We start from the raw sequence: 20,924 nt of genomic DNA, 5'->3' as shown, positions 1-20,924 counted from the left end.
TGTTTCGGGTAGTGGCATGGAGTCCTCCAGGATGGTTATTGATTTTAGTAGTCTAGGATTATTTAGAAGAAGGCCCCTCTCATGGACAGCCCTAAGAAAAAATTCAAACTTATAACGGCCAATATATCTTCCTTAATGGTACTAACGTTCGTGTCTCTGAATCAAATTGATCATAGTATTGCGTTACTAACTCCGCTAGTAGATCCAAGTCTATTAATGTTATAGGGATGTTCGATCTGTCCGCTTCATACTTCGCTTCTTTGGTGAATCCGCCAGTAGATACGTAAATTCCCCTGTCCTTCCCTCTTAACCCTCCAGTAAAACTGCGTAATTCATTAGCACTCATACGTTCTTTACGATGCTTCACTTCTGCTATAATTCTGGGCTCTTCAAGCCCCAGACCATCTGGAGATGCCAGAATATCTCTGCCTCCATCTGGCCCTTTAAGTGTGATTCTTGTCTTGTAGCCCATTCCTCTGAGTATCCCTGCGACAAATTTCTCCATTTGTCCCCAACTTAACTTAGCAATCTTATCCTTGATAAACTCGTTGGACTTCTCAATGACGTCGCCCTTAATTAGATCTAATGCTTCAGCCTCTTCCTCCGTCTCAACTTGCACAGAGTCCAGAGGTTGGCTTGGTTGATTACCCTCCATCTGTCCAGTTGTCATTTGTTTGAGCAATTCCTTCTGAACATCATTGGGAATAGCTATAATAGTCATAATAGAACCAAGCGTATTCCGAGCACTTGCTGACAAATCATCCCTGGATACCGTCCCCTCCCAATTTACTCTGCGAATATGGGGCTGATCCGTAATATAACCAGGTTTATATTCATAATTGGATTGAATTTTTCCTATGTAATAGAGACGCTCTTCCGGATTATAAGTAATTACAAGATCATCTATTTTAAAATCACTCACAAACCGAAAAATTTGACCTGCAGTAATGTTAATTTTACCATCCTTATATTCAGGATACTTCACCTTCAAAAGCTTCTTCATCTCTTGTAAATTTTTCACCGCATTAATGTTACCCAGTTCCTCCCAACCTATTGCAACAGCATTTTTCCCTTTAAATTCATCAATAAGGTATGCACTTTCCCCTGCTCGTACAAGCCACATATTTCCCATAGTTAACACTCCTCTATAAAAGTAATGATCTCAATAATTCTTGCTCCCTTTTATTCTCTGGACATGAAGTTTACGCATCTCGACATCGGTGATATTAGCCTGATCCAGATGATCATATATAGTTTGAATCTGCCCCGCAGAAATAGGAGGCTCAGAGGTTCCCGCCTTCAAGCTGATCAACTTCCTAGAGATAAACTCACTTAATTCCACGTCATAGACAACCAGTTCGTCCGAGTGGATCTTTCGCAGCTCCGGGTCAATGCTAAACCTACATCTCATCGTGAATGAAATCATAGAGATGTATTTTACAGCGGCCACATCTTTCAGCAGACTCTCAACGGCCTTGATATGCCCGTAATTCTGCTTCAGCGGATTATACATCTTGTACCGGTTACTCACCGACCATTGCTGATCCGCCTTCCCGCCTTTAATTTCTCCATTATTGTTTTTCGTCTCAATAACAAAAATGCAATAAGGGGAAATTACAACATGATCGATCTGGGCGTAACCAGTTCTAGACTTAGAATTAGGAAGCAACAGATCGCTTAAGAATTTACAGTCCTTAGGTAGTTGATCAAGCTGAATGTTAATTTTATGCTCGCCTAGATCACCAATTCTGGTGGAAGCAACCTTGGGCTTAGCCTTTGGAGCTTGTGTCTTATGTGCAGCCTGTGGCGGCTTAGTGTCTGACTTTTGGAAGAGTTTCTTTAGTGCTCCAAACATAGCCCAACCTCATATCCTCTGGATTTACAATATGTATGGTAATTCGACAATATGGGAAGGATTCCCTGCCAAAATGAACATAAGAAAAAGGCTGTCGCGTGGACAGCCCAAACGTGAATATGTTTATGTTGTCTATTGTGCTTACTCCGAGAGAGCAGAAGGAGCATTAAAGGAATGTGCAAGTTGCATTCCATCCTTCAGTCCCTGTAGATATAAGCGTTCATAAATAACGGATTGCTTTACCTGGAGTTTATTCTCCCAATCCTCGAATTTCGGCATACGTGCGATATCTAAGGAGTCGAACAACGCCTGAAACGCCTCGCTTTCCTCTTCAAAGGCTTGTCTAGGCTCCGATTCATATTCTATTTGTGCAGTTACCTCATTTAATCGACCCTGAATTGTTTGAATGAACCACGCCGGAAAACTCACCACATCTCCCCCTGGATAGAAGTTTAAACGCAAAGCCTCCGAATATCCGTTCCTTTCTTGATACATCTGATTAATAAGTTCATCCACCCTGCGGCTCTGAGCCTGAAGCGCTTCATTGGTGCTTAACGAAACACCTTCCTCCAGCAGCCTCTGCCCGAGTTCATTCAGCATGCGCTTCTCCTCCTCATACTTGTGAATCAGATTTTGCATTACACCCTCACCTTTCTGGCAAAGCTATGGTTGTAAACGAAGTATAGATATTTTAATGCGTTTATCGGTTTATTTCATTTTAATTCGATATCCGCATTAAAACAACTCCCACCTCGCATACAATTTGGTTAATATTGTGAGGTGACACTGAAATGAGACATCGCAAAGAGCCCCCAGGAGACAAAAACATAATCGGGAGCCGAGTCGTAGCAATTCGCAAAGCCAAGAAAATGAAGCAGAAGGATTTCCTTGCCAGGTTGCAAACCTTTGGGTTGGATATTAGTCCGACTAGTTTGTCTCGCTTAGAGGGTCAATATAGGCTTGTACAGGATTATGAAGTAGTTGCTATTGCGAAGGCGTTGGAGGTTTCGGTTGGGGAGTTGTTGGGGGAAAGAGTGTGAAATCATAACTAAACATTGAAAAAACATTATTATTCTCCACTCTATTTAACCGTTATTTTTGATATGGTTCCCCAACTCACTCTAACTATGAAAATAAGGATAAAATATCCAAGTCATATGATTATTTTCATACCAATGACACTCATTTCTTGTGTCTAGGAACATATGAAGATCGAGACACTATGTGAGTAATTGCAATAGCCATAACAATTTTTTCAAGTTTAAATCGAAGTCTGCCCGTCATAAGGCTTACCTTCAGAGTTATACGTCACACTAAATACCATATCCGCTAGCCACTTCTTGAAAGACGGATTGTCCGTAAACTGCTTGAAAAGTTCCATGTTATCCGACATTACGCCTAAGATTGCCGTTTGAAGAGCACGATCACTTTCCATACGAGCGTTTTGCTTGTCAGAGTTTTTCATAGCGTTCTGATAAGCCTTATCTTGCGACACCATACCCGGAATACGCTGTATCTGAGCCCGAACATTATCTGCATCTTTCCAGTCAATATTGCCAAAAAGGTCATTGAATGTAGATAGAATGTTACTGAGAAAGTCAAGTTCGAGGATTTGATTGCTTCCGTTGGTACCTATTGGCACTGGGTCAACTTCTGCGTCAGAATCCTCCAATTGGATAGAAACCATAGCCTGAGCCTCGGTTCGATAACTGTCAAGGTCTATAGCTTCCAAAATACCAGTCGACAGATCTTCTTCTATTGGCGAGGGAAGCTTAGGCAGGAGCAGCCTTAGGAAGATAGCAAGTTTTTCCCATTCAGCGTTACCATAAGGTAATATTGCTCCCAAGAAGCCATATGTGCGCACAAATCCCTTTGCTGAGCCTTTGAACTCTACCTGCTCTTCCTCACCTAAGCCTTTGTATAGTACGGCGCAAGCATCTATAATCGGATCGAGCTTATCGCGCTCTGCCCCGTTAAGATACAGTTCAATAAAGTTATCAACATGGTGCTCCGTGTAAACCTCATGCTGCTCCATGGTGGCAATCAAGTCGTAAAGTTTGTTTGGATCGGTTTCTTTTGACAGAATCGTTGTGCGGAAATAGCGTGAGAACGAATTTTGAATATCATCAGGCTCGTTGACAAAGTCCAAAACAAAGGTATCATGTTTATCAGGATGAGAACGGTTCAAACGAGATAGAGTCTGTACCGCCTTGATATCTGTCAAAATCTTGTCCACATACATGGTGTGAAGCAAAGGTTCATCATAACCCGTTTGAAATTTATCCGCAACAATTAAAAAGCGATAAGGCTCAGTTTTGAAAGTTTTTTCAATTAGATTGCTGGAGAATCCATTAATAGTGGACTCGGTAAGGGTTTCGCCGCCATAAACCTTCTCACCAGAAAAAGCAATGATAGCTTTATATGGACTTTTCCGTTCAGCAAGACATCTGGTAATAGCGTAGTAAAAGTCAATGGCTCGTTCAATGCTGGCTGTTACCACCATGCAGCGGGCTTTACCACCGATTTTCGCCTTTGAAATAACTTGTTCGTGGAAATGCTCAACGATTATGTTCGCTTTGGTGTTCAACGCATACTGATCACTCTCAACAAAGGCACGGAGGCGTTTCTGAGCTTTTTTCTTATCGAACATTGGGTTTTCAGTAATGGTTTTTGCCAGCTTATAGTAGCTCTTGATGGGCGTATAATATTGCAGCACATCTAATATAAAACCTTCTTGAATTGCTTGTTTCATGGAATAATTATGAAATGGGACATGTTTCACCGTGCCATCCGGCTGAAGAACAGAGTCACCGAACATTTCCAGTGTTTTGTTTTTCGGCGTAGCAGTAAAGGCGAAATAGCTGGCATTGGTCAGCATTTTTCGTCCTTCCATTAAGCGATTAATTTTATCTTCAATATCATCTTCGGGGTTATAGCTACCACCAAGAGCAATGTTCATAGAAGCGGACATATTACCGCTTTGGCTGGAGTGCGCCTCATCAATGATAATAGCAAAATTGCGTCCTTTGTGAGCCATACCTATATCATCCAAGATGAATGGAAATTTATGAACAGTAGTGATGATAATTTTCTTACCATCAGCAATTGCTTTACGCAGATCCCTAGAATGTTCTGCCCAGACCACAGTGTTGGAAACCTGCAAGAACTGCTTAATAGTGTCGCGGATTTGCTTGTCGAGGTTTACGCGGTCGGTAACTATAATAACCGAATCAATGATGGTTGATCCGTTACGCTCCAAGCCCACAAGTTGATGTGCCAGCCATGCGATAGAATTTGACTTGCCACTCCCCGCACTATGCTGGATTAAATAACGTTGTCCTACTCCATTCGCCTTTACATTAGCAAGCAAAGACTTGACCACTGAAATCTGATGATACCGCGGGAAAATTTGTGTATGTGATTTCACCTTGGTGTCGGGATCAATCTGTTCCACCACTTGAGCGTAGTTTTCGATGATATTCGCAAGTTCTTCCCTTCTGAATATCTGCTTCCACAGGTAATCTGTCATAATTCCTTCGGGATTTGGTGGGTTACCTGCGCCGTCATTATAGCCTTTGTCAAATGGCAAGAACCATGAGCTTTTACCACTTAGTCTTGTACAAAATTTCACTCTCGCATCATCTACAGCAAAATGCACCATGCATCTTTTAAACATAAACAATAGTTCCTTAGGATCACGATCGGTTTTATACTGCCAAACGGCATCATTTACATCTTGACTGGTCAGCTGATTTTTCAACTCACAAGTGATAACTGGTAGACCGTTGATGAAGATACAAAAATCCAACGCAAGGGTGGTGATGTTCCTGGAATACATCAGTTGACGGGTTACACTGAAGATATTTTGTTCGAACATTTTTTTTGCCTCTGCATTCTTAACAGACGGAGTCATATAGAACATTACAAGATTTGCAGGGTAAATTTTCACCCCGTTTCTTAGTACATCAATCACACCACGCTTGGCTATTTCACCACTTAATCGATTAAGAAATTGATTATATTTTTGTCTGCTTTTATTTAATCCGAGCAACTCCATTTGTTCGGGTTGAGTTATTTCCAAAAAACGAAGTAGACGGGTTTCATCAATAGCATATTCGCGATTATAGTCAGTATTTTCGCCTTGTTCAAAGCCATTGTGTAGGACAAGGTGTCTTATAATTAGCGATTCTAATCCCTGCTCTTTTATGTTAGTTTTCACGAAATCCCTCTCCTTGAGCCATTTGTGGCAATTCGTAAACATTAATCAACAGATGCTTAATGAAAGTTATTGCCAATTTAGCCTCATCTTCAGTTGCTTCGTCTAATTCATGTATATATTGATTTCCGAGTTTCCTTATTTTATCTACCCAAGTTCGATTGTGTCGTGAAATATACCCTTCTTGCTCTAGATAGTTTATGTATTCAACAAACCTAAGATTTGACGTTGCACCTAAATCTGCTGATATATGCATTATTAATGTGCGGGCAACCATTATTACTGAATAAAAGCAAGCGTTAGAAAAGCATTTCCTACATTCGCAATACATCTTTTCTATACTGGATGGCAAATATGGGATATCTTCAAATGGCAAAAGCTGAGACGTAGGTATGATTTCCCCATCAATTCCGATTGTTATAGGCATAAAACACTCTGGACATTTAAATATATGGTATTTTATTGCGCCTGTGTCAGCATCAAATATTCTCGTTTCGGATATAGCGCGAACCTTCACGTTACAATATGGGCATGACAACGTATGCTGCGCTTTATCTTTAGGTTTAACTTTTTCCCATTTCCACTCTCTTATATCAAGCATCAATGATCACCTCCGCCCATGTCGTCTACTCATCCATTCCTTCTTCATTTTCATCCATCAGTTCTTTCTCGTCCATTTCTTCCTGCTCCTCATATTGCGGTACTTCCACGGCACTCACGTCCATTTTTCCTGTTACGACATCGGATATCAGGCGGGTACGGTATTCTTGAAGGAGATTGATTTCGGTTTTTATCGATGAAATAAGTAAATTAGACTTATCAGAGTGAGCATAAATGTAAGTCAGTATTTCCTGCTGTTCTTCGATTGAAGGTAATGGTAATTTAATCGTATTGAAATCCTCTGTATATAAACGCCAAAATCCTTCAACAACGCCTCTCACCCTAATTCGAAGTTCTGGCCGGCAAGATTCACAATGTAAAGTATGCTGTGCGAAATCAGGAATAATTTTATTTGTGTTAACTTTCAAAACTGTATAATCAGGGCTTACAACACCCATCTGAGGAGCAAGTGCAAACACACCAAGATGAGCTTTCAGACGATTTAACACTAAGTCATTTTCATAGCATAATTTACCACCAACGTAAGATTCAGATAACATTCTCCTTTCATCTAACTGATTATTAGGAATAAGACCATATTTTTGACTCATCGACAAATGGGTTTCTTCACCTAATTCGGACCGTTCATTCCTTTCATTGAATAGATATTTACAACTACAAACTTCCCAATGATCAGGTATATCTCCAAGCCAATTCACATCGCTATTTTTCATCGATGCATTAAATTTAAGCCCTTTTGTAATCGCCTTATCCACCATAGCCCGCTTCTGCTCCTGTAAAAGCAAAATCTGCTTTTTCTTGGCCCTAATAAGGTGGTTTATCTGTGAGACTTTCCAGTCAAGAAATCGAACAATTTGGTCTTGCTCAGCACTTGGTGGGAGGGCGAGTTTCACCCGTTTTAGATAATCCCAATAAATGTTACGTTGTATGGAACCCACGCCTTTTGAACAAACAACATATTTATCAATCATACTCCTGCTTTGAAAAAGATAATTTGCGAAATCAGTAGAGATATCATTGCTCAACGCAAGCACAATATAAGCAGGACTGATAATCCCACTATACTTCGACACACCGACTGAACCGCGCCAAGCTTGTTGATTATTCAGTACAAAATCGCCGTAATCAACAGCTTGGTATTTGGACAAGTCCGTACTAGTAACATTCGTCCGTTTAGCGACCTGACTTGAAAACGGCACAACACCCTTTCCTAAATATACCGACAAAAGTTCACGGTCTACACAATTCACAATTTGCTTAGGCTTCGCAATTCCGTAAATCGGCACTATTTTCCATTCACTCATTTCAGCACCTCCTCAAGCAAGCCGTCCGTTTCTGCTTCCAATGCACGAATGTCAGCAACTATCTCCGAAAGCTCACGCAATTGTACAGGCTTATAGAAATGCTTAGTAAAGTTTATTTCATATCCAATCTTCGTCTGCTTTTCGTCTATCCACGCATCAGGCGCATAAGGTAGTACCTCCTTGGCAATGTACGCATCAATTCCCCCTTCGTAGTCCAGCGGAATTTGCTCCGTATCAGTCAAATTTTTATCAGCGATAAGCTTGCCTTTTTTATCGAACAAAGGCTTGCCGCTTTCATCAAGCTGCGGACGTAAAACAGTGATCTTGTAATACCCAAACGCACTATTGTTAAAAATTTTGCTATACTCATTTTCCTCAAAACCCAAAAACAACTGTACAATTTGATCTCGAATAGTAGAGTTTATTTCACAGTTCTTCTTCCCCAGATTTTTACGCAATGGCGATTTCATACTTGTCGCATCAATTAGCTGGATTTTACCCTCTCGTGGTGTTCCGGTTTTCCGATTGGATAGCACCCATATAAACGTGCTGATACCTGTATTATAGAACATATTCTCAGGCAGAGCGATTATCGCCTCAACCAAATCGCGGTCGATAAGATATCGGCGGGCGTTGCTTTCGCCCTGTCCAGCATCACCCGTAAACAAGCTAGAGCCATTATGTACTTCTGCAATGCGACTACCTAGTTCAGTGGCTTCTTTCATCTTACTAACGTTGTTGAGTAGAAACAAAAGCTGACCATCACTAGTACGCGGAATCATACCGAAATCAGGAATCCCCGCAAAATTTGTAACAAAGCGTGTATCCTGGATACCCTTTTTTCCTCCCATCTTTTCAGCATCGCTTTTCCATGATTTGCCATATGGTGGATTGGATAGCATAAAGTCAAACTGACGACTTGGAAAACCATCAGAAGAAAGCGTAGAACCATAAGAAATGTTATCCACCTCCGCACCCTCGCCCTTGAGAAGCATATCAGCTTTGGTAATAGCATAAGTTTCGGGGTTAATCTCTTGTCCAAAAAGGTGAATGGACACATTAAGGTTGTTACGCCGTGCAAGCTCCTGCAGACGGTCTTGAGACACCGTAAGCATACCACCCGTGCCGCTTGCACCATCATATATCGAATATGTAGAGTCTTTGATTTGATCAGATATTGGTAGGAAGATCAGATCCGTCATCAATTCCACGACGTCACGAGGTGTAAAATGTTCTCCGGCTTCCTCGTTATTTTCCTCATTGAAACGGCGAATCAGTTCCTCGAAAATTATTCCCATCGTGTGGTTATCCAGTGCCGGCATACGAATGTCATCGTTATCATCCAATACAGGGAACGGCGCAAGGTTAATGGATGGTGATACGAATTTTTCAATAACTGCACCAAGGATATCAGCATCTACCATAGTATCAATCTGATTGCGAAACTTGAACTTGCTCAATATCTCTTGAACGTTAGGTGAAAAACCGTCCAAGTATGCAATAAAGTCTGTCTTCAATTTCTGTTGGTTTACACGACTGGTTAGATCGCGAAGGCGAAATTCAGACCCATTACAAAAAGACTGCTTCGCCGCACTGCAAAGGGCCTCTGTTTGATTGGTAACGCCTATATCATCTAACATCCTCTTCATTTTCAGAACTTCATCTTTGGTTTCCTCAAGCACTGCATCCAGACGACGGATTACAGTCATAGGCAATATAACATCGCGGTATTTTCCTCGTACATAAACGTCACGAAGGCAATCATCTGCAATACCCCAAATAAAATTCACGATTTGATTATATACTTGATTGTCCATTTATTCATTCTCCTCTTTATAAGTTTCAGATAGGAACGTAATTTGTTCTCGTTCCAAAACATCATTAATTTCTATTAGATGCATTTTCAAAATTCAATAAGTTTATCAGGCTAATTTTATGGGAATACTTTCTTGCCTCCAGCGAGTAATCGTCGAAAGCAAATATTTAACACACGACAATATATCAACTAATAACCTACACTAACGTTATTTGTTTTATTTCATAGAACATATAGCTCGCAATTAGTACAATCATACCACGGAATTGGCTTACATTGTCGTTTTAGATAGCTCTCCTATAGTTTGTCTCAAGAAGCGAGTGACTTGTCAACTTTAGTATTTTCCTTCTTTTAAACCTTTGTCTATTCCGAGTGGGCGGTTTCTGGCACTGGTCCTGCTTGCTTATTTAAACTGATTCAATATCTTCATTTGGAACAGACCATTCAACTTTTGCATATCTTTTTCCAAACCTATAACCCCTTATCCTTACAGAGCTGATCCAGCCGTCCTCTTACCTGCTCTTCAGGCTCGACTTCTGACAAATGTGTGACTGCGTGAATTAGCTGCTCTCCCCAGGATGTAACGTCCCAGTTCTCCAGTGAATGGATCGCCATGTTCCGGTTGGAGATGACTGGACTGTTCAGGCCAGTGAGAATCAGCTCCGTCCCTATCCCCTCGAACCGGTCCAGGCTCTGTAAGATAGCTCCCAGCTTCCGGTGTGCTGCATATTCTTCGCCGAATCCCATCTCAGTCCCGGGGCCAGTGCCGATCTGCTGCAAGGGGAGGTGCCCTATGGCGTACTGAACAAAGCTTTGAATTCGGTCTCTGTCGTCCGTCTTCATGAGTTCATAGTAATAGAAATCCTCTAGTGGTTTAGCTGTAAGCTGTTCGTAGAGCGTGTCCCAAATATCTATCCCCAGCTTCTCTGCACAAGCCCCGCCGTAGTAAACATCGGTTAAGTTGCCGCTACGTACAGCATTCATAACAATACTGTTCCACTTAGTGTCTGCGATAATCAGCTCACAACCCGCACGGATATCGCTCTGCAACTGCTCGTTCCAGCCTGCCGAATTTCGCGCGGCCCACTTCTCCTCATCCTCAGCTACAAAACCGTAAATACTAAATATAACCGAAAGCTGCTGTGTCGTTGTCCCTTGCTCCCGAATAAGCCTTACATAATCGAATAACACCTGTGGTGCATCCTCATAATCATCTATGTCCTCAGCCGGGCCGCCATTCAAAAGAGCTTCAATGATATCGGTTGCTCCATCCAGTAATTCGCCATCTACCTGATCAGCCGATAGTGCTTCACGCAAGCCGCCGTTTCTTGCACAAATGCAGGCTAAATATTCGTTCATGACATTGTTACGGCATCCTTGCCGCAGCAGCCAATCCTTGATCTCCTGACTGGAGGGCTCGAGTCTCTCGACGATATGTATTTTTCCCCAGCCATGTACCTCTTGAGCGAGTTCAAATAGAACCTGGTTGCTATCCTCCATTCCATTATGGATTGCAACCGTGGCATATAGTGTAAATTCCTCATGTCTCCCCAGCGTTAGAAGCAAGTCCTTGACTTGCCCGTTCTGAAAAAGACCCAGCATAGCAATGCCGAACTTGACCGCATTCCGGTGCGCCGCATTCTCCGCGAGCCATTGCCCTTCAAGGAATACGGATTCCGGCTTAATGCCGGGCTGCTCGCGCACCTCATCTATAATGGCATCAATCATGCCGCCTACATCTGTTTTAACTAGCTTGGCATATAGGGCTTTTCTCGTAGAATTCTTAGGCTTTCTGGAATGCTTCGCCAGCAGTTGAACCAGCTCTCTAACCTCATCTGTCGTCTTATCAGATCCAGCATGATGACCCAAGGCTCCATCCAGGCCTCCTGCTACCCATCTCATTCGATCACCGGCCCAGAATTCATCGTCATCCGGCAGTGATCCGTCCACGGATCGTCCTTGCCCCTGAATATAGGAGTAAATGGAGGGGCGGCCCTCCCATAGCGGACGATTCGCTCTATCGAAGAAAATTACCATTGTGCACAACACCTCTCCTGTATTCCTTCAGTACACTTCTGTATCTATAATGGCTTATTTTGATAGTAACGAGTATGGCGAAAGTATTACAACAAGGCGCTTCCCCCGTCGCTCTGCTCTGTGTACTCCTCCACAACCCTCTGCATTTGCACAATATGGCGCTTGGCGTGCTGACACAGGAAATAGATGTATTGATACACATCAAGCTTCCCCAGGTTGTTGACCGTCATTGTGGTTGTATAGAGTAGACCCTCTCCATGTTCCAGCTCTTTCAAAAGCTCTCTGCATTCGCTAATCTGCTCTTCCAGTAATGCTCTAATCTGCCCTAATTCTTTGTCCTCTGTAGGCTCCATATGCTCTGGTTTGATCCATTCAAAAGCCTTATGCTTCGCTTTTGTTCCTGATCAATGAAGCTTATCGCTTGAGTTACGTTCATGGCCAGTCCCCCTCCCTTTATCCCACCTATTTTACAAATATACAATACTTCGCGCCATGCCCTTCTCCACAAAGAACAAAATCATCCTAACGGATGAATAAGATTACCTTTGCGCAAACACAACGTATGCTGTTTTTCACATATATTCAGGCCGTATGCCTGCTTGAGAGCACAACGTATGTTGTTTTCCACATACATTCAGATGTGCGCCTGCTTGCGAGCACAACGTATGCTGTTTTTCACATACATTCAGCAACAAAGTCACTCTTCGAATCATTCAAGGAATTCTTTTCCACAAATCTACACGCACCTTGTCCACATCAAGAGGAGATTATAGTTTCCGATACAATAAAAATCGCCCCCATCAGCAGCGGGTTGGCGCTGTTGATGGGGGCTCTTGAAGTAGTGCAAACTTCCACTCCTCTACCTCACCCGCACCTTAAACTGCGGCAGATAATCAGCATTCTGCTCCAGAATGTCCGCCAGGACTTCCTTCGCGATGTGCTCGTCGCCTACGAGGGGGTGGATGGTTAGGGCTTGCAGGGCGGAGGCGTAATCTCCTCTGACGGCAGCCTCGATTGTCAGTTCCTCATAAGCCTTCACCACCTGCAGCAGGCCCCGGATCTGGGGAGGTAGCGGCTTGGTGGGGGCCAGGGCATGCGGGCCGTCGGATTTGATGACGCAGTTGATCTCAATGGAGACATCGGCGGGGAGATCAGGAATGATCCCCTGATTGCGCACGTTGACGGTCTGGATATCGCCGGTGTCGTTGTAGATCGACTTCATCAATTGAACTGCGGCTTCCGAATAGTAGGCGCCGCCGCGCTTCTCTAGTTGAGCCGGCTTGCTGTTGACTTCGGGCTGCTTGTAGATCTCGAACAGCTCGGCTTCCACTTCCTTCACGTCATCGGCGCGTGTCTTGCCAGTCTGCTGATAATGCTCTGAGATCTCCCGGTACATCTCTTCCTTCATATAATAGTAACGGTGATACGGGCAAGGCAGCGCACCGACGGACTGAATGAATTCGGAATCCCACTCCAGATCAGGGATGTTGGCCATGGATGGCCCCTTGGCCCCGGCCAGCTTATTCAGGAAGTCCTCCGTCACATCCTCACCTTGCAGCATCACCCGGGTTGTCCAGTTGAGGTGGTTGATGCCGATAATCTCAATGAACATCTCGGCTTGCGGAACCCCGTACAGCTGAGCAATCTGCATCTTGGTGCTGATCGGCAGATTGCATAGCCCCACAGACTTGACCCGGGAATGCTTGGAGACTGCTTCCGTAATGATCCCGGCCGGATTGGTGAAGTTAATCATGAACGCCTCCGGCGCCAGCTCCTCGATATCCCGGCAGATGTCCAGAATGACCGGAATGGTGCGCAGCGCCTTGGCGAAGCCGCCCGCTCCGGTGGTCTCCTGGCCGATTAGATGATGGGCCAGCGGGATTTTCTCATCTCTGGAGCGTGCATCCAGCATGCCGACACGGATCTGTGTGGCGACGTAATCCGCACCGCGGATCGCCTCGCGCCGGTCCAGTGTCGTATGTAGCCTGATCGGCTTGCCACTGGCATCTATCATACGCTGGGCAAGCTCGCCTATGATGGCCAGCTTAGCCGCCCCTGCCTCAATATCCGCCAAATACAGCTCAGCCACCGGGAATTCATCATGATACCGGATCAGGCCCTCCACCAGCTCCGGCGTATAGGAGGAGCCTCCTCCGATCACGGCAAGCTTCAACTGCTTCTTCTTCATCTGTGATTTCCTCCGTCTCTCTTGAATTGCTCTAGTATTGCCCCGGTTACAGGTATGCCAAGCTGGTCCATCGCCAGCATCACGGCACCGAATACAGGCGGCAGCTCTGGAATCACCAGTGAGCAGCGGGGATGCTCCGCCCACACTTCCTCAAGCAGTGCATCCAGCAGCAACGGACTTCTCCCCGATTGCAGGATGCTCCCGGTAAGGACGACCGGCACCGCTTCGTCTTCGAAGCCGCCCAGCCTGCGGATGACAGCCGCCGCAGCGATCCCCAGCTCTCTGCCCATGTCCGCCAGCAGCTGGCGGGAGAGCCAATCCCCCGCAGCTGCCGCTTCATGCACAACCAGTGATAGCTCCAGCGGCGCCGCAGTCACCTCATCATCGAGGTAACGTTCTACCATCTCTTCGAAGCTTGGATAACCCAGCCTCTGCGGTATCCGCTCCACCAGCTCGCTGTACGGCTCCCTTCCTTCCCAGCAGCGCACCGCTCTGCTGAACGCCTGCGCCGCAAGATAGAAGCCGCCGGCCCGGTCACCGAACAGGGTATCGAAGCCGCCGATCTGCACGGTCTGCCCGAGCCGGTTGCGGCCGGCCGCATTCGTATTGCTTCCGCAGACAAGCACCACTCCAGTGTTATCCGGGCTTCCAGCACGGAGTCCCTCGAACGTATCGCAGACGATATTCCAGCTCCGCAGATTCAATTGACTGCTGATTTCCGGATACAGCTTGTCCATATCCGGCCTGCGGTCAGCGCCCGCAAGACCGAACTGCACATGATCGAGCTGGCCGATGCCTACCCCTGCCTTCGCAAGCGCACCGAACAGCGCTCCGCGAATGTTGAGCACCGCCGCCCGGACTCCAATAATCTGATGATTCCCGCAGCCGGTCACTGCCGAACCCAGAATTCTGCCGTTATGATCCGCTACAACAGCGATGGTCTTGCTTCCGCCGCCGTCTACACCTGCCAGGTACATAGCTTCCACTCCTGATTGGTCCCTTGTTATTTTAGTTGTAAAAGTTGCAGACATTGTTCCTACAAATATCCTTCCTTTATTCCGCTGATTTTGCATGTACAGGTTTCCTTCTGCTTGAAATCCCGGTTGTTACGCAGTGGTTTCTCCCGCTCTAGTTCCGTGATATAATATAACAAATTGCCATCGGAGGACACTTGTAATGACAAAGAGAACAAATAATACATTATACTTCAATATTAAAGAACAACTGCTGAAACAGATTCAATCCGGCCACTATGCCGTCGGAGAGAAGCTTCCTACGGAAGCCGAGTTATGTGAGATGTTCTCCGCCAGCCGGACTACCATCCGCCTCGCGCTCAGCGAGCTTGAGGTCCAGGATATTCTGGAGCGGCACCAGGGCAAGGGCACCTTCGTCAAACGCAAGGAGCTCCAGCTTAACCAGAAGCGCAGCTTCACCGAAGACGTGCTGATGAGCGGCAAGGAGCCAACCAGTAAGATCATCGAAGCCAAAGTGACGCCTGCGGAGATCCCGCTCAATGAATTCCTGAATATTCCAGTCAAAGCTCCGGTGAATCAGTTATTGCGGCTACGCTACGCCGATCATGAACCGCTCCTGTACGAGACTACTTATATCGCCTGGGATCTGGCCCCCGGACTCATCAATGATTATAAGGACGGCTCGCTCTTCTCCTTCCTGGAGTCAGAGTACAACCTGAAGGCCCACCGCTCTGTGGAGCAGCTGAAGCCGGTCCTCGCGGACAAAACCGCCAGCAAGCTGCTGGGTGTCAAAGAAGGCTCCCCTTGCCTGCAGGTGAGAACCTTCACTTATCTGGCTGACGGCTCGCCGCTGGAGTACAGCTTCGGCGTATTCCGGGGGGACTTCCCCAGCTATACGATTGAGAGACAGTTCGGCTGAAGGTGACCTTCAGCCCAGTCCCTCCTGCTACTCCTTAATGATCTCGAAATATCTCCCCAGCCAGTAGGGCAGCGTGAATACCGAACCCGCCTCAATGCTGCCCGAACGGTAGTTATACCCCGGATTCGCACCCGTCGTCTGACTGTCATTCTCGAACGGATTCGAGTTATGCTTAATGATGCGCCGTTCGTCCGGAGCCAGCGCGTAATTCGTCTGCTTATAGTCATCGCGGTCACCCGGTTCAATATACAGCACATCCTGACGGTCCCATTGCACCGGGAATTCAATCTGGAATTCCGGGAAACGGTACAGGAAGCGGACTGCCGACTGCAGATCGACATCGGTCTTATCCGGGTGCGCAAGCTGGTAGAGGAAGGTGTAGAACGGATTCTCCTCCCGCACCTCATTGGAGTACCATTGGTCGAAGGCCGCTACAATCTGCGCATGCCGCTCTGCATCCTGCTCCAGAGTCACCAATATGAATACCGGGAACCAGCCCAGCTCTTCATCCGAATAATTGATATATTGGGTCCAGTCATTATGAAGCGTAGCATTAGTGTTAGTGTCGGCTCCCACATTGTCCATCGTTACCGGCTGGTTACCGTTCTCGCTGTAAGCATTGGTCGCCTGGCGGACAAGTCTGCGCTCAATATATTCCTGGGCCATCGCCATATAGCCCTTGCCGTTGATATATGGCTCTTCCTTGCTGTAGCTGCCTGCAAAAGCCTGCTCATACGCCAGCTCATACTTGGCTGCATCGGCCGGATAGCTCGCCGCGACAATGTAGCTCGCCGATTTCAGCGCAGCCATAACCTGCAGTGCGTTGAGCGGGCCATCCTCGTACCCGTAGGACAGCGCATCGTCCCCGTTCTCGTCGACGCCGATCTTGGACTTCCACTTCTCCTGCTGCCCCATGGTCCCCAGGCTGTCGTTGAAGTATTTGGCGAACCATCTGGACCACTGGGTTGATTTGCCGGTAGCATCCTCAATGTAATAGTGGTCGTCCTTCAGGATCAGCTCGGTCATCCGGTGCGTGGTTTCTTCAATGAGGGCCTTCAGCTCAAGCAGCTCAGGATCGGTGCTGTCCCCGATCAGATATTTGTAGGCCGTATAGAACATGGCATAATGGCCATCCACTTCATCTGCGGAAGTATCCGCCTTATACACAATCTGGTTCATGTCGATATGGCCGTCCACAATGGCGCTCTCCGGGAACAGATCATTGAAGAATGACGGAATCTGCTCATATACGGGAGCCGTCAGCTGAAACAGCGGCTTATTATGAAGACCTGTTGTTTTGTCTTCCTTGGCGTCCTTATTGTTCGTGGCGGCCGTAATGACTGGCAGCACCTGATACACTGCCCCGGTTACGGACGTTCCGACCCGGGTCTTGATATCGATCCCCAGCTTCTCGCCTTCAGGCCGCGTCAGATTCAGCTCGTCAATGGCGGCTTGACTAAGCCCGAGTCCATTGTAGTTCAGCACATCCGTGCCTCCGCTCGGGAACAGGGTGGAGCCTTTTTTGCTCTCTGCGTCTTTGGTTACTCTGACCATGGAATAGCCGATAGGCGCCACTCCGTCGTCACGCTGCATGCTTGGAATAATCCCATTCGGGTTGATCATGTCCGGCCCGACGAAGTTCTGGAACCAGAAGCCGTTCTGGGACTGGTAGCCATAGACTGAATTATCTACTGTTGCTGCACTGGCTTCGCTGGTCAGCATATAGGAGCGTGCCGGGAACCCGTTGCCGCGGCCGGAGACATAATCGAGCAGCAGTACAGCCTTGGTCGCTCTAAGCGCTGCCGCTCTGGCCGCCGCAATCTCGGCCTGCTCCTCTGAAGCCGGGCTTGTTCCGTACTGCTCCTGCAATGCTTTGTAGCGGAAAATTTCGCCCATGGCATACATCGTTGTCCATAGACCGTCATTATCGCTGGTGGTAGGCGTGGATGTGAACACTCCGGTCGCAGAGTTGTAATTGACCGCATCCAGCTTACTGTCCGTCTCCGTGAAGGTGAAGCCCGCGCCATGAACCATCCCGCGCCGGTCCAGAATCGACTGCACCAGATCCTCATAGATAAACGATTTGTCATGCAGCGTCTTCTCCGGCATCGCAATATGCGTGACACCGCTCGCTGTCCGGACCCAGATGCCGTTCTGCCCGTCACTGGCAAGTCCCGTCACATGATCGTCTCCGCCATAGAGATACCTCGGTCCGGCCATATACTGCACAATATCCTTGGTATCACTTGCGCTGAAGTCAACCCGCTGCAAGCCAGTCTCTGTCCCAATCCAGTAGACTCCCCCGTCCAGAACCACACTGGTCACATCGCCGATGACCGACAGCGGCAGGAATTTGAGCGCAGAAGTATCGGTGACCCATTCAATGGTGCCCGGGATGGAGGCTGATCCGGCTTTGTAATAGGTCATTTCTTTGGTCTGCACAGCCTCAAGCTGAACAGGAGCGTAGGCTGAGCCAGGCAGCTTCTCCGCAAGCACAGGCGCCGCCGGCAATACGAACAACGTTAAGGCAAGCAGTCCACCCGTGATCTTCATGCCAGTTCTTTTCATCTTGTCCATGGTAAGCTCCCCTTTCCTTATTGGTAGATATGCGATACGCCGGTTCGTGTGATCACCAGTACCCCCGTATGTTCATCCGGCAAAAGCAGCAGGACCTTGTCATCGTACAACTCCTTGCCTTGAGCGGAATAACTGGTCATTTCATTCGTGGTGAGATTAATCTTGGTGACTCCGCTGTCTGTTCCGATCCATAAATAAGTACGGGTCTTGTCTAGAACAGAGCTGTTAATCCCCCGCATCGAAGCGAATATGGAAGGCTTGATATTAAATTCATAGTTCACAAAAGTCACGGCATTCACAAGATCCGGCATAACCACATCCTTGTTAGCGATCGGAGGATTGTAGGAAGGGTCCTGAAGGAAGGTCAGGTATTGCTTGGCCAGCCCTTCTGCTCCTGTGGAGCTGAACGAGCTTAATGCTTCCGCATAGGTGTACAGCTCGGCAGCCTTGGGCTCTGGTGTCGGGGTTGGTGTAGGTGTCGGCGTTGGTGTAGGCGTCGGCGTTGGTTTCGGTGTTGGCGTCGGCGTCGGCGTCGGTGTTGGCGTTGGTGTCGGACCGCCTGTACCCGGGCTTGAGGTTGGAGCTGGCGTTGGAGTAGGGCTTCCTGTGCCGCCGCTTGAACCCGAGCCTCCCGGATTACCGGCCGCTGGATGGATAAGATGTCCTGATGCGTCAAAATCTTGTCCGCCTATCGTTACCTTGGCAGCATTGACCGTCAGCTTGTCCGGCTTAACCGGGAAAGACACGCCTTCGCCATTGACCACCGCTTCGGCGATTGTCCCTTCGCCGGTTACGGCTGCGGCACCGTTCAGGGTCATTTTCTTGACCCTACTGCCTTTGTTCAGCTTAATCGCCGAGCCGCCTGCCTTAAGGGAGACGTTGAAGCTTCCAATCTGGCCGCTCTCCAGCGTGAAGTTCGCCGGTGCAGCCACATTCAATTCATTAACATCCCCTGACACGGAGACAGCATCGGAAGCCCGCGTAAGCAAGTTAACGGTACTTATCGCCTGCCCGGATTCATTAACGATCCTGGCAGCCGAGGTTACCTCCAGCTTCCCGGCCGTTGTTTTCCCCTTCAAAATAACTCTTACAGGAGAAGCGGGTTTGCTGATCACAATGCTGCCCACTTGACTGTCCGTCAGCGTAATGCTGTTCACTCCGCCGCCGTTGATGTAGACGACGCCCCCAACGGCTGCGTTATTGAGACTTAGATTCCCTTCGCCAACGCCGGGAGTAATATATAGATTCCCTGAGATACTCAGATCGGATAACGTACCTCCTGCTGTGTTAACGATCAGGTTGCTGCCGGAGAGGCCGGAATGCTCTCCCCCGTCTGCAACCAGGGTTCCCATGGCATTGTTAATCATCTTCACCGCCTCAGCCCGCGTCAATGCCTTCTTGGGCTGGAACGCGCCTTGCGGTGTGCCCTCCACATAACCGGCTTCCTTCATCGCATAGACCGCTTCCTTGGACCAGCCGGCAATACTGGCATCATCTGTGAACGGGGCATATGAATTCCCTGAGGCGGCAACATGGAATACTCTGCTGAGCATCAGCGCCGCCTGCTCACGGGTCAGGATCTCCAGCGGATTGATCTTGCCTTCGCCATTACCGATAAGAGCACCGGCGGCAACCGCCTTACTGATATCCGAAGCGTACCAGGCCGTCTTAGGGACATCGCTGAAGCTCTGGCCGCTCTCCTCACTGAAATTAAAGATCCGGTTAATGAAGGCGGCGAACTCTGTTTTGCGGATTCCCTCATTGGGCAGAACAAGGCCATCCGGATTCCCCTTCAGCAGCCCCAGCTCCTTCCACGAGGCTATTTCTTGTGCGGCCCACGCAGGAATCTTCTCGGTTGCCTCTGCCGATACCGCGGACACACCTGTCAATGCCACGGATGACACGACGGCGGCTACTCCGAGCATCTGCTTCCATCTGAACTTCATATGCATTCCTCCTCAAAGTCTATTCGTTAACGCGATAAAGCCGGCTGCGGAGCATACCTAACCTATGTCACCTCCGTGTCATGTTATTAATGTTGTTGTAGTAACATTTACACACATTCTATTTTTAATCATAACAAATTGTCAACACATTTATGAAACGGTGATCTATAGCCGCCCCCATTTTCCACTTCCTCCCATAACATCGTATATTTCCTTGTAACATCAACATTGATTACGCTTACAAAAATTTACGTAGAAACAGCTTCTCCCCGTTCATTATCTGTTAAAAGTGAATTTTCTCTGTCTTTTCGCCTAAAAAACAATTGACAGGTCACTGGCTATACTTAATAATGAAAACTATATTGTTACTACAAATTTTCCGTTCCTCAACAAATCTTAGACAAAACCGGGGATACCTCACTCACTTGAGTTAAGTAATATTACATATAGGAGTGTGAAGACGAAGAGGAG

At 47.1% G+C, this 20,924-nt stretch carries 14 protein-coding genes; 1 reads left to right on the top strand and 13 read right to left on the bottom strand.

Going from position 1 to position 20,924, the window contains the following annotated elements; all coding sequences use genetic code 11:
• Window positions 1-109: 109 nt before the first annotated feature.
• From K1558_RS22980 to K1558_RS22930, 11 genes are all read right to left on the bottom strand, one after another.
• Complete coding sequence (locus K1558_RS22980) at window positions 110-1,132, bottom strand: restriction endonuclease (protein WP_238654064.1); 1,023 nt, start codon at window positions 1,130-1,132, stop codon at window positions 110-112.
• A gap of 30 nt (window positions 1,133-1,162) precedes the next feature.
• Window positions 1,163-1,855 (bottom strand): nuclease-related domain-containing protein, encoded by a 693-nt coding sequence (locus tag K1558_RS22975; RefSeq protein WP_238654062.1) that lies wholly within the window; start codon window positions 1,853-1,855, stop codon window positions 1,163-1,165.
• Window positions 1,856-1,996: 141 nt separating this feature from the next.
• Window positions 1,997-2,494 (bottom strand): hypothetical protein, encoded by a 498-nt coding sequence (locus tag K1558_RS22970; protein ID WP_238654060.1) that lies wholly within the window; start codon window positions 2,492-2,494, stop codon window positions 1,997-1,999.
• 622 nt (window positions 2,495-3,116) lie between these two features.
• Window positions 3,117-6,074 (bottom strand): type I restriction endonuclease subunit R, encoded by a 2,958-nt coding sequence (locus K1558_RS22965; protein ID WP_238654058.1) that lies wholly within the window; start codon window positions 6,072-6,074, stop codon window positions 3,117-3,119.
• Window positions 6,064-6,672, bottom strand: coding sequence for a DUF4145 domain-containing protein (locus K1558_RS22960; RefSeq protein ID WP_238654056.1), 609 nt, complete (start codon window positions 6,670-6,672; stop codon window positions 6,064-6,066). The genes K1558_RS22965 and K1558_RS22960 overlap by 11 nt, the downstream gene beginning before the upstream one ends.
• Window positions 6,673-6,697: 25 nt before the next feature.
• A complete protein-coding gene (locus K1558_RS22955; protein ID WP_238654054.1) occupies window positions 6,698-7,996 on the bottom strand; it encodes a restriction endonuclease subunit S in 1,299 nt (432 codons plus the stop codon).
• Window positions 7,993-9,813 (bottom strand): type I restriction-modification system subunit M, encoded by a 1,821-nt coding sequence (locus K1558_RS22950; RefSeq protein WP_238654052.1) that lies wholly within the window; start codon window positions 9,811-9,813, stop codon window positions 7,993-7,995. The genes K1558_RS22955 and K1558_RS22950 overlap by 4 nt, the downstream gene beginning before the upstream one ends.
• 470 nt (window positions 9,814-10,283) lie before the next feature.
• Window positions 10,284-11,849 carry a limonene hydroxylase gene (locus K1558_RS22945; protein WP_238654050.1) on the bottom strand — a complete coding sequence of 522 codons (1,566 nt, stop codon included), beginning with the start codon at window positions 11,847-11,849 and terminating at the stop codon, window positions 10,284-10,286.
• Window positions 11,850-11,935: 86 nt separating this feature from the next.
• Window positions 11,936-12,202, bottom strand: coding sequence for a DinB family protein (locus K1558_RS22940; RefSeq protein ID WP_238654048.1), 267 nt, complete (start codon window positions 12,200-12,202; stop codon window positions 11,936-11,938).
• 506 nt (window positions 12,203-12,708) lie between these two features.
• Complete coding sequence (locus tag K1558_RS22935) at window positions 12,709-14,037, bottom strand: 6-phospho-beta-glucosidase (RefSeq protein ID WP_238654047.1); 1,329 nt, start codon at window positions 14,035-14,037, stop codon at window positions 12,709-12,711.
• Window positions 14,034-15,014: an N-acetylglucosamine kinase gene (locus K1558_RS22930; RefSeq protein WP_238654045.1), complete on the bottom strand. Its 981-nt coding sequence runs from the start codon at window positions 15,012-15,014 to the stop codon at window positions 14,034-14,036. Before K1558_RS22930 ends, K1558_RS22935 begins: the two co-directional genes overlap by 4 nt.
• Window positions 15,015-15,213: 199 nt before the next feature.
• Between K1558_RS22930 and K1558_RS22925 the strand changes: the two genes are divergently transcribed.
• Window positions 15,214-15,930 (top strand): GntR family transcriptional regulator, encoded by a 717-nt coding sequence (locus K1558_RS22925; RefSeq protein ID WP_238654043.1) that lies wholly within the window; start codon window positions 15,214-15,216, stop codon window positions 15,928-15,930.
• Window positions 15,931-15,957: 27 nt separating this feature from the next.
• Here K1558_RS22925 and K1558_RS22920 read toward each other — a convergent pair whose 3' ends face one another.
• Both K1558_RS22920 and K1558_RS22915 read right to left on the bottom strand, forming a co-directional pair.
• Entirely contained in the window at window positions 15,958-18,507 is a 2,550-nt protein-coding gene (locus K1558_RS22920) for a hypothetical protein (protein ID WP_238654041.1), read from the bottom strand.
• Between the two features lie 17 nt (window positions 18,508-18,524).
• Window positions 18,525-20,453, bottom strand: coding sequence for an S-layer homology domain-containing protein (locus K1558_RS22915; protein ID WP_238654040.1), 1,929 nt, complete (start codon window positions 20,451-20,453; stop codon window positions 18,525-18,527).
• Between the last annotated feature and the right edge of the window lie 471 nt (window positions 20,454-20,924).

This window comes from Paenibacillus piscarius, assembly GCF_022234545.1.
GTDB lineage: Bacteria > Bacillota > Bacilli > Paenibacillales > Paenibacillaceae > Paenibacillus_AQ > Paenibacillus_AQ piscarius.
This window is presented reverse-complemented; position numbering and strand designations above follow the sequence as displayed.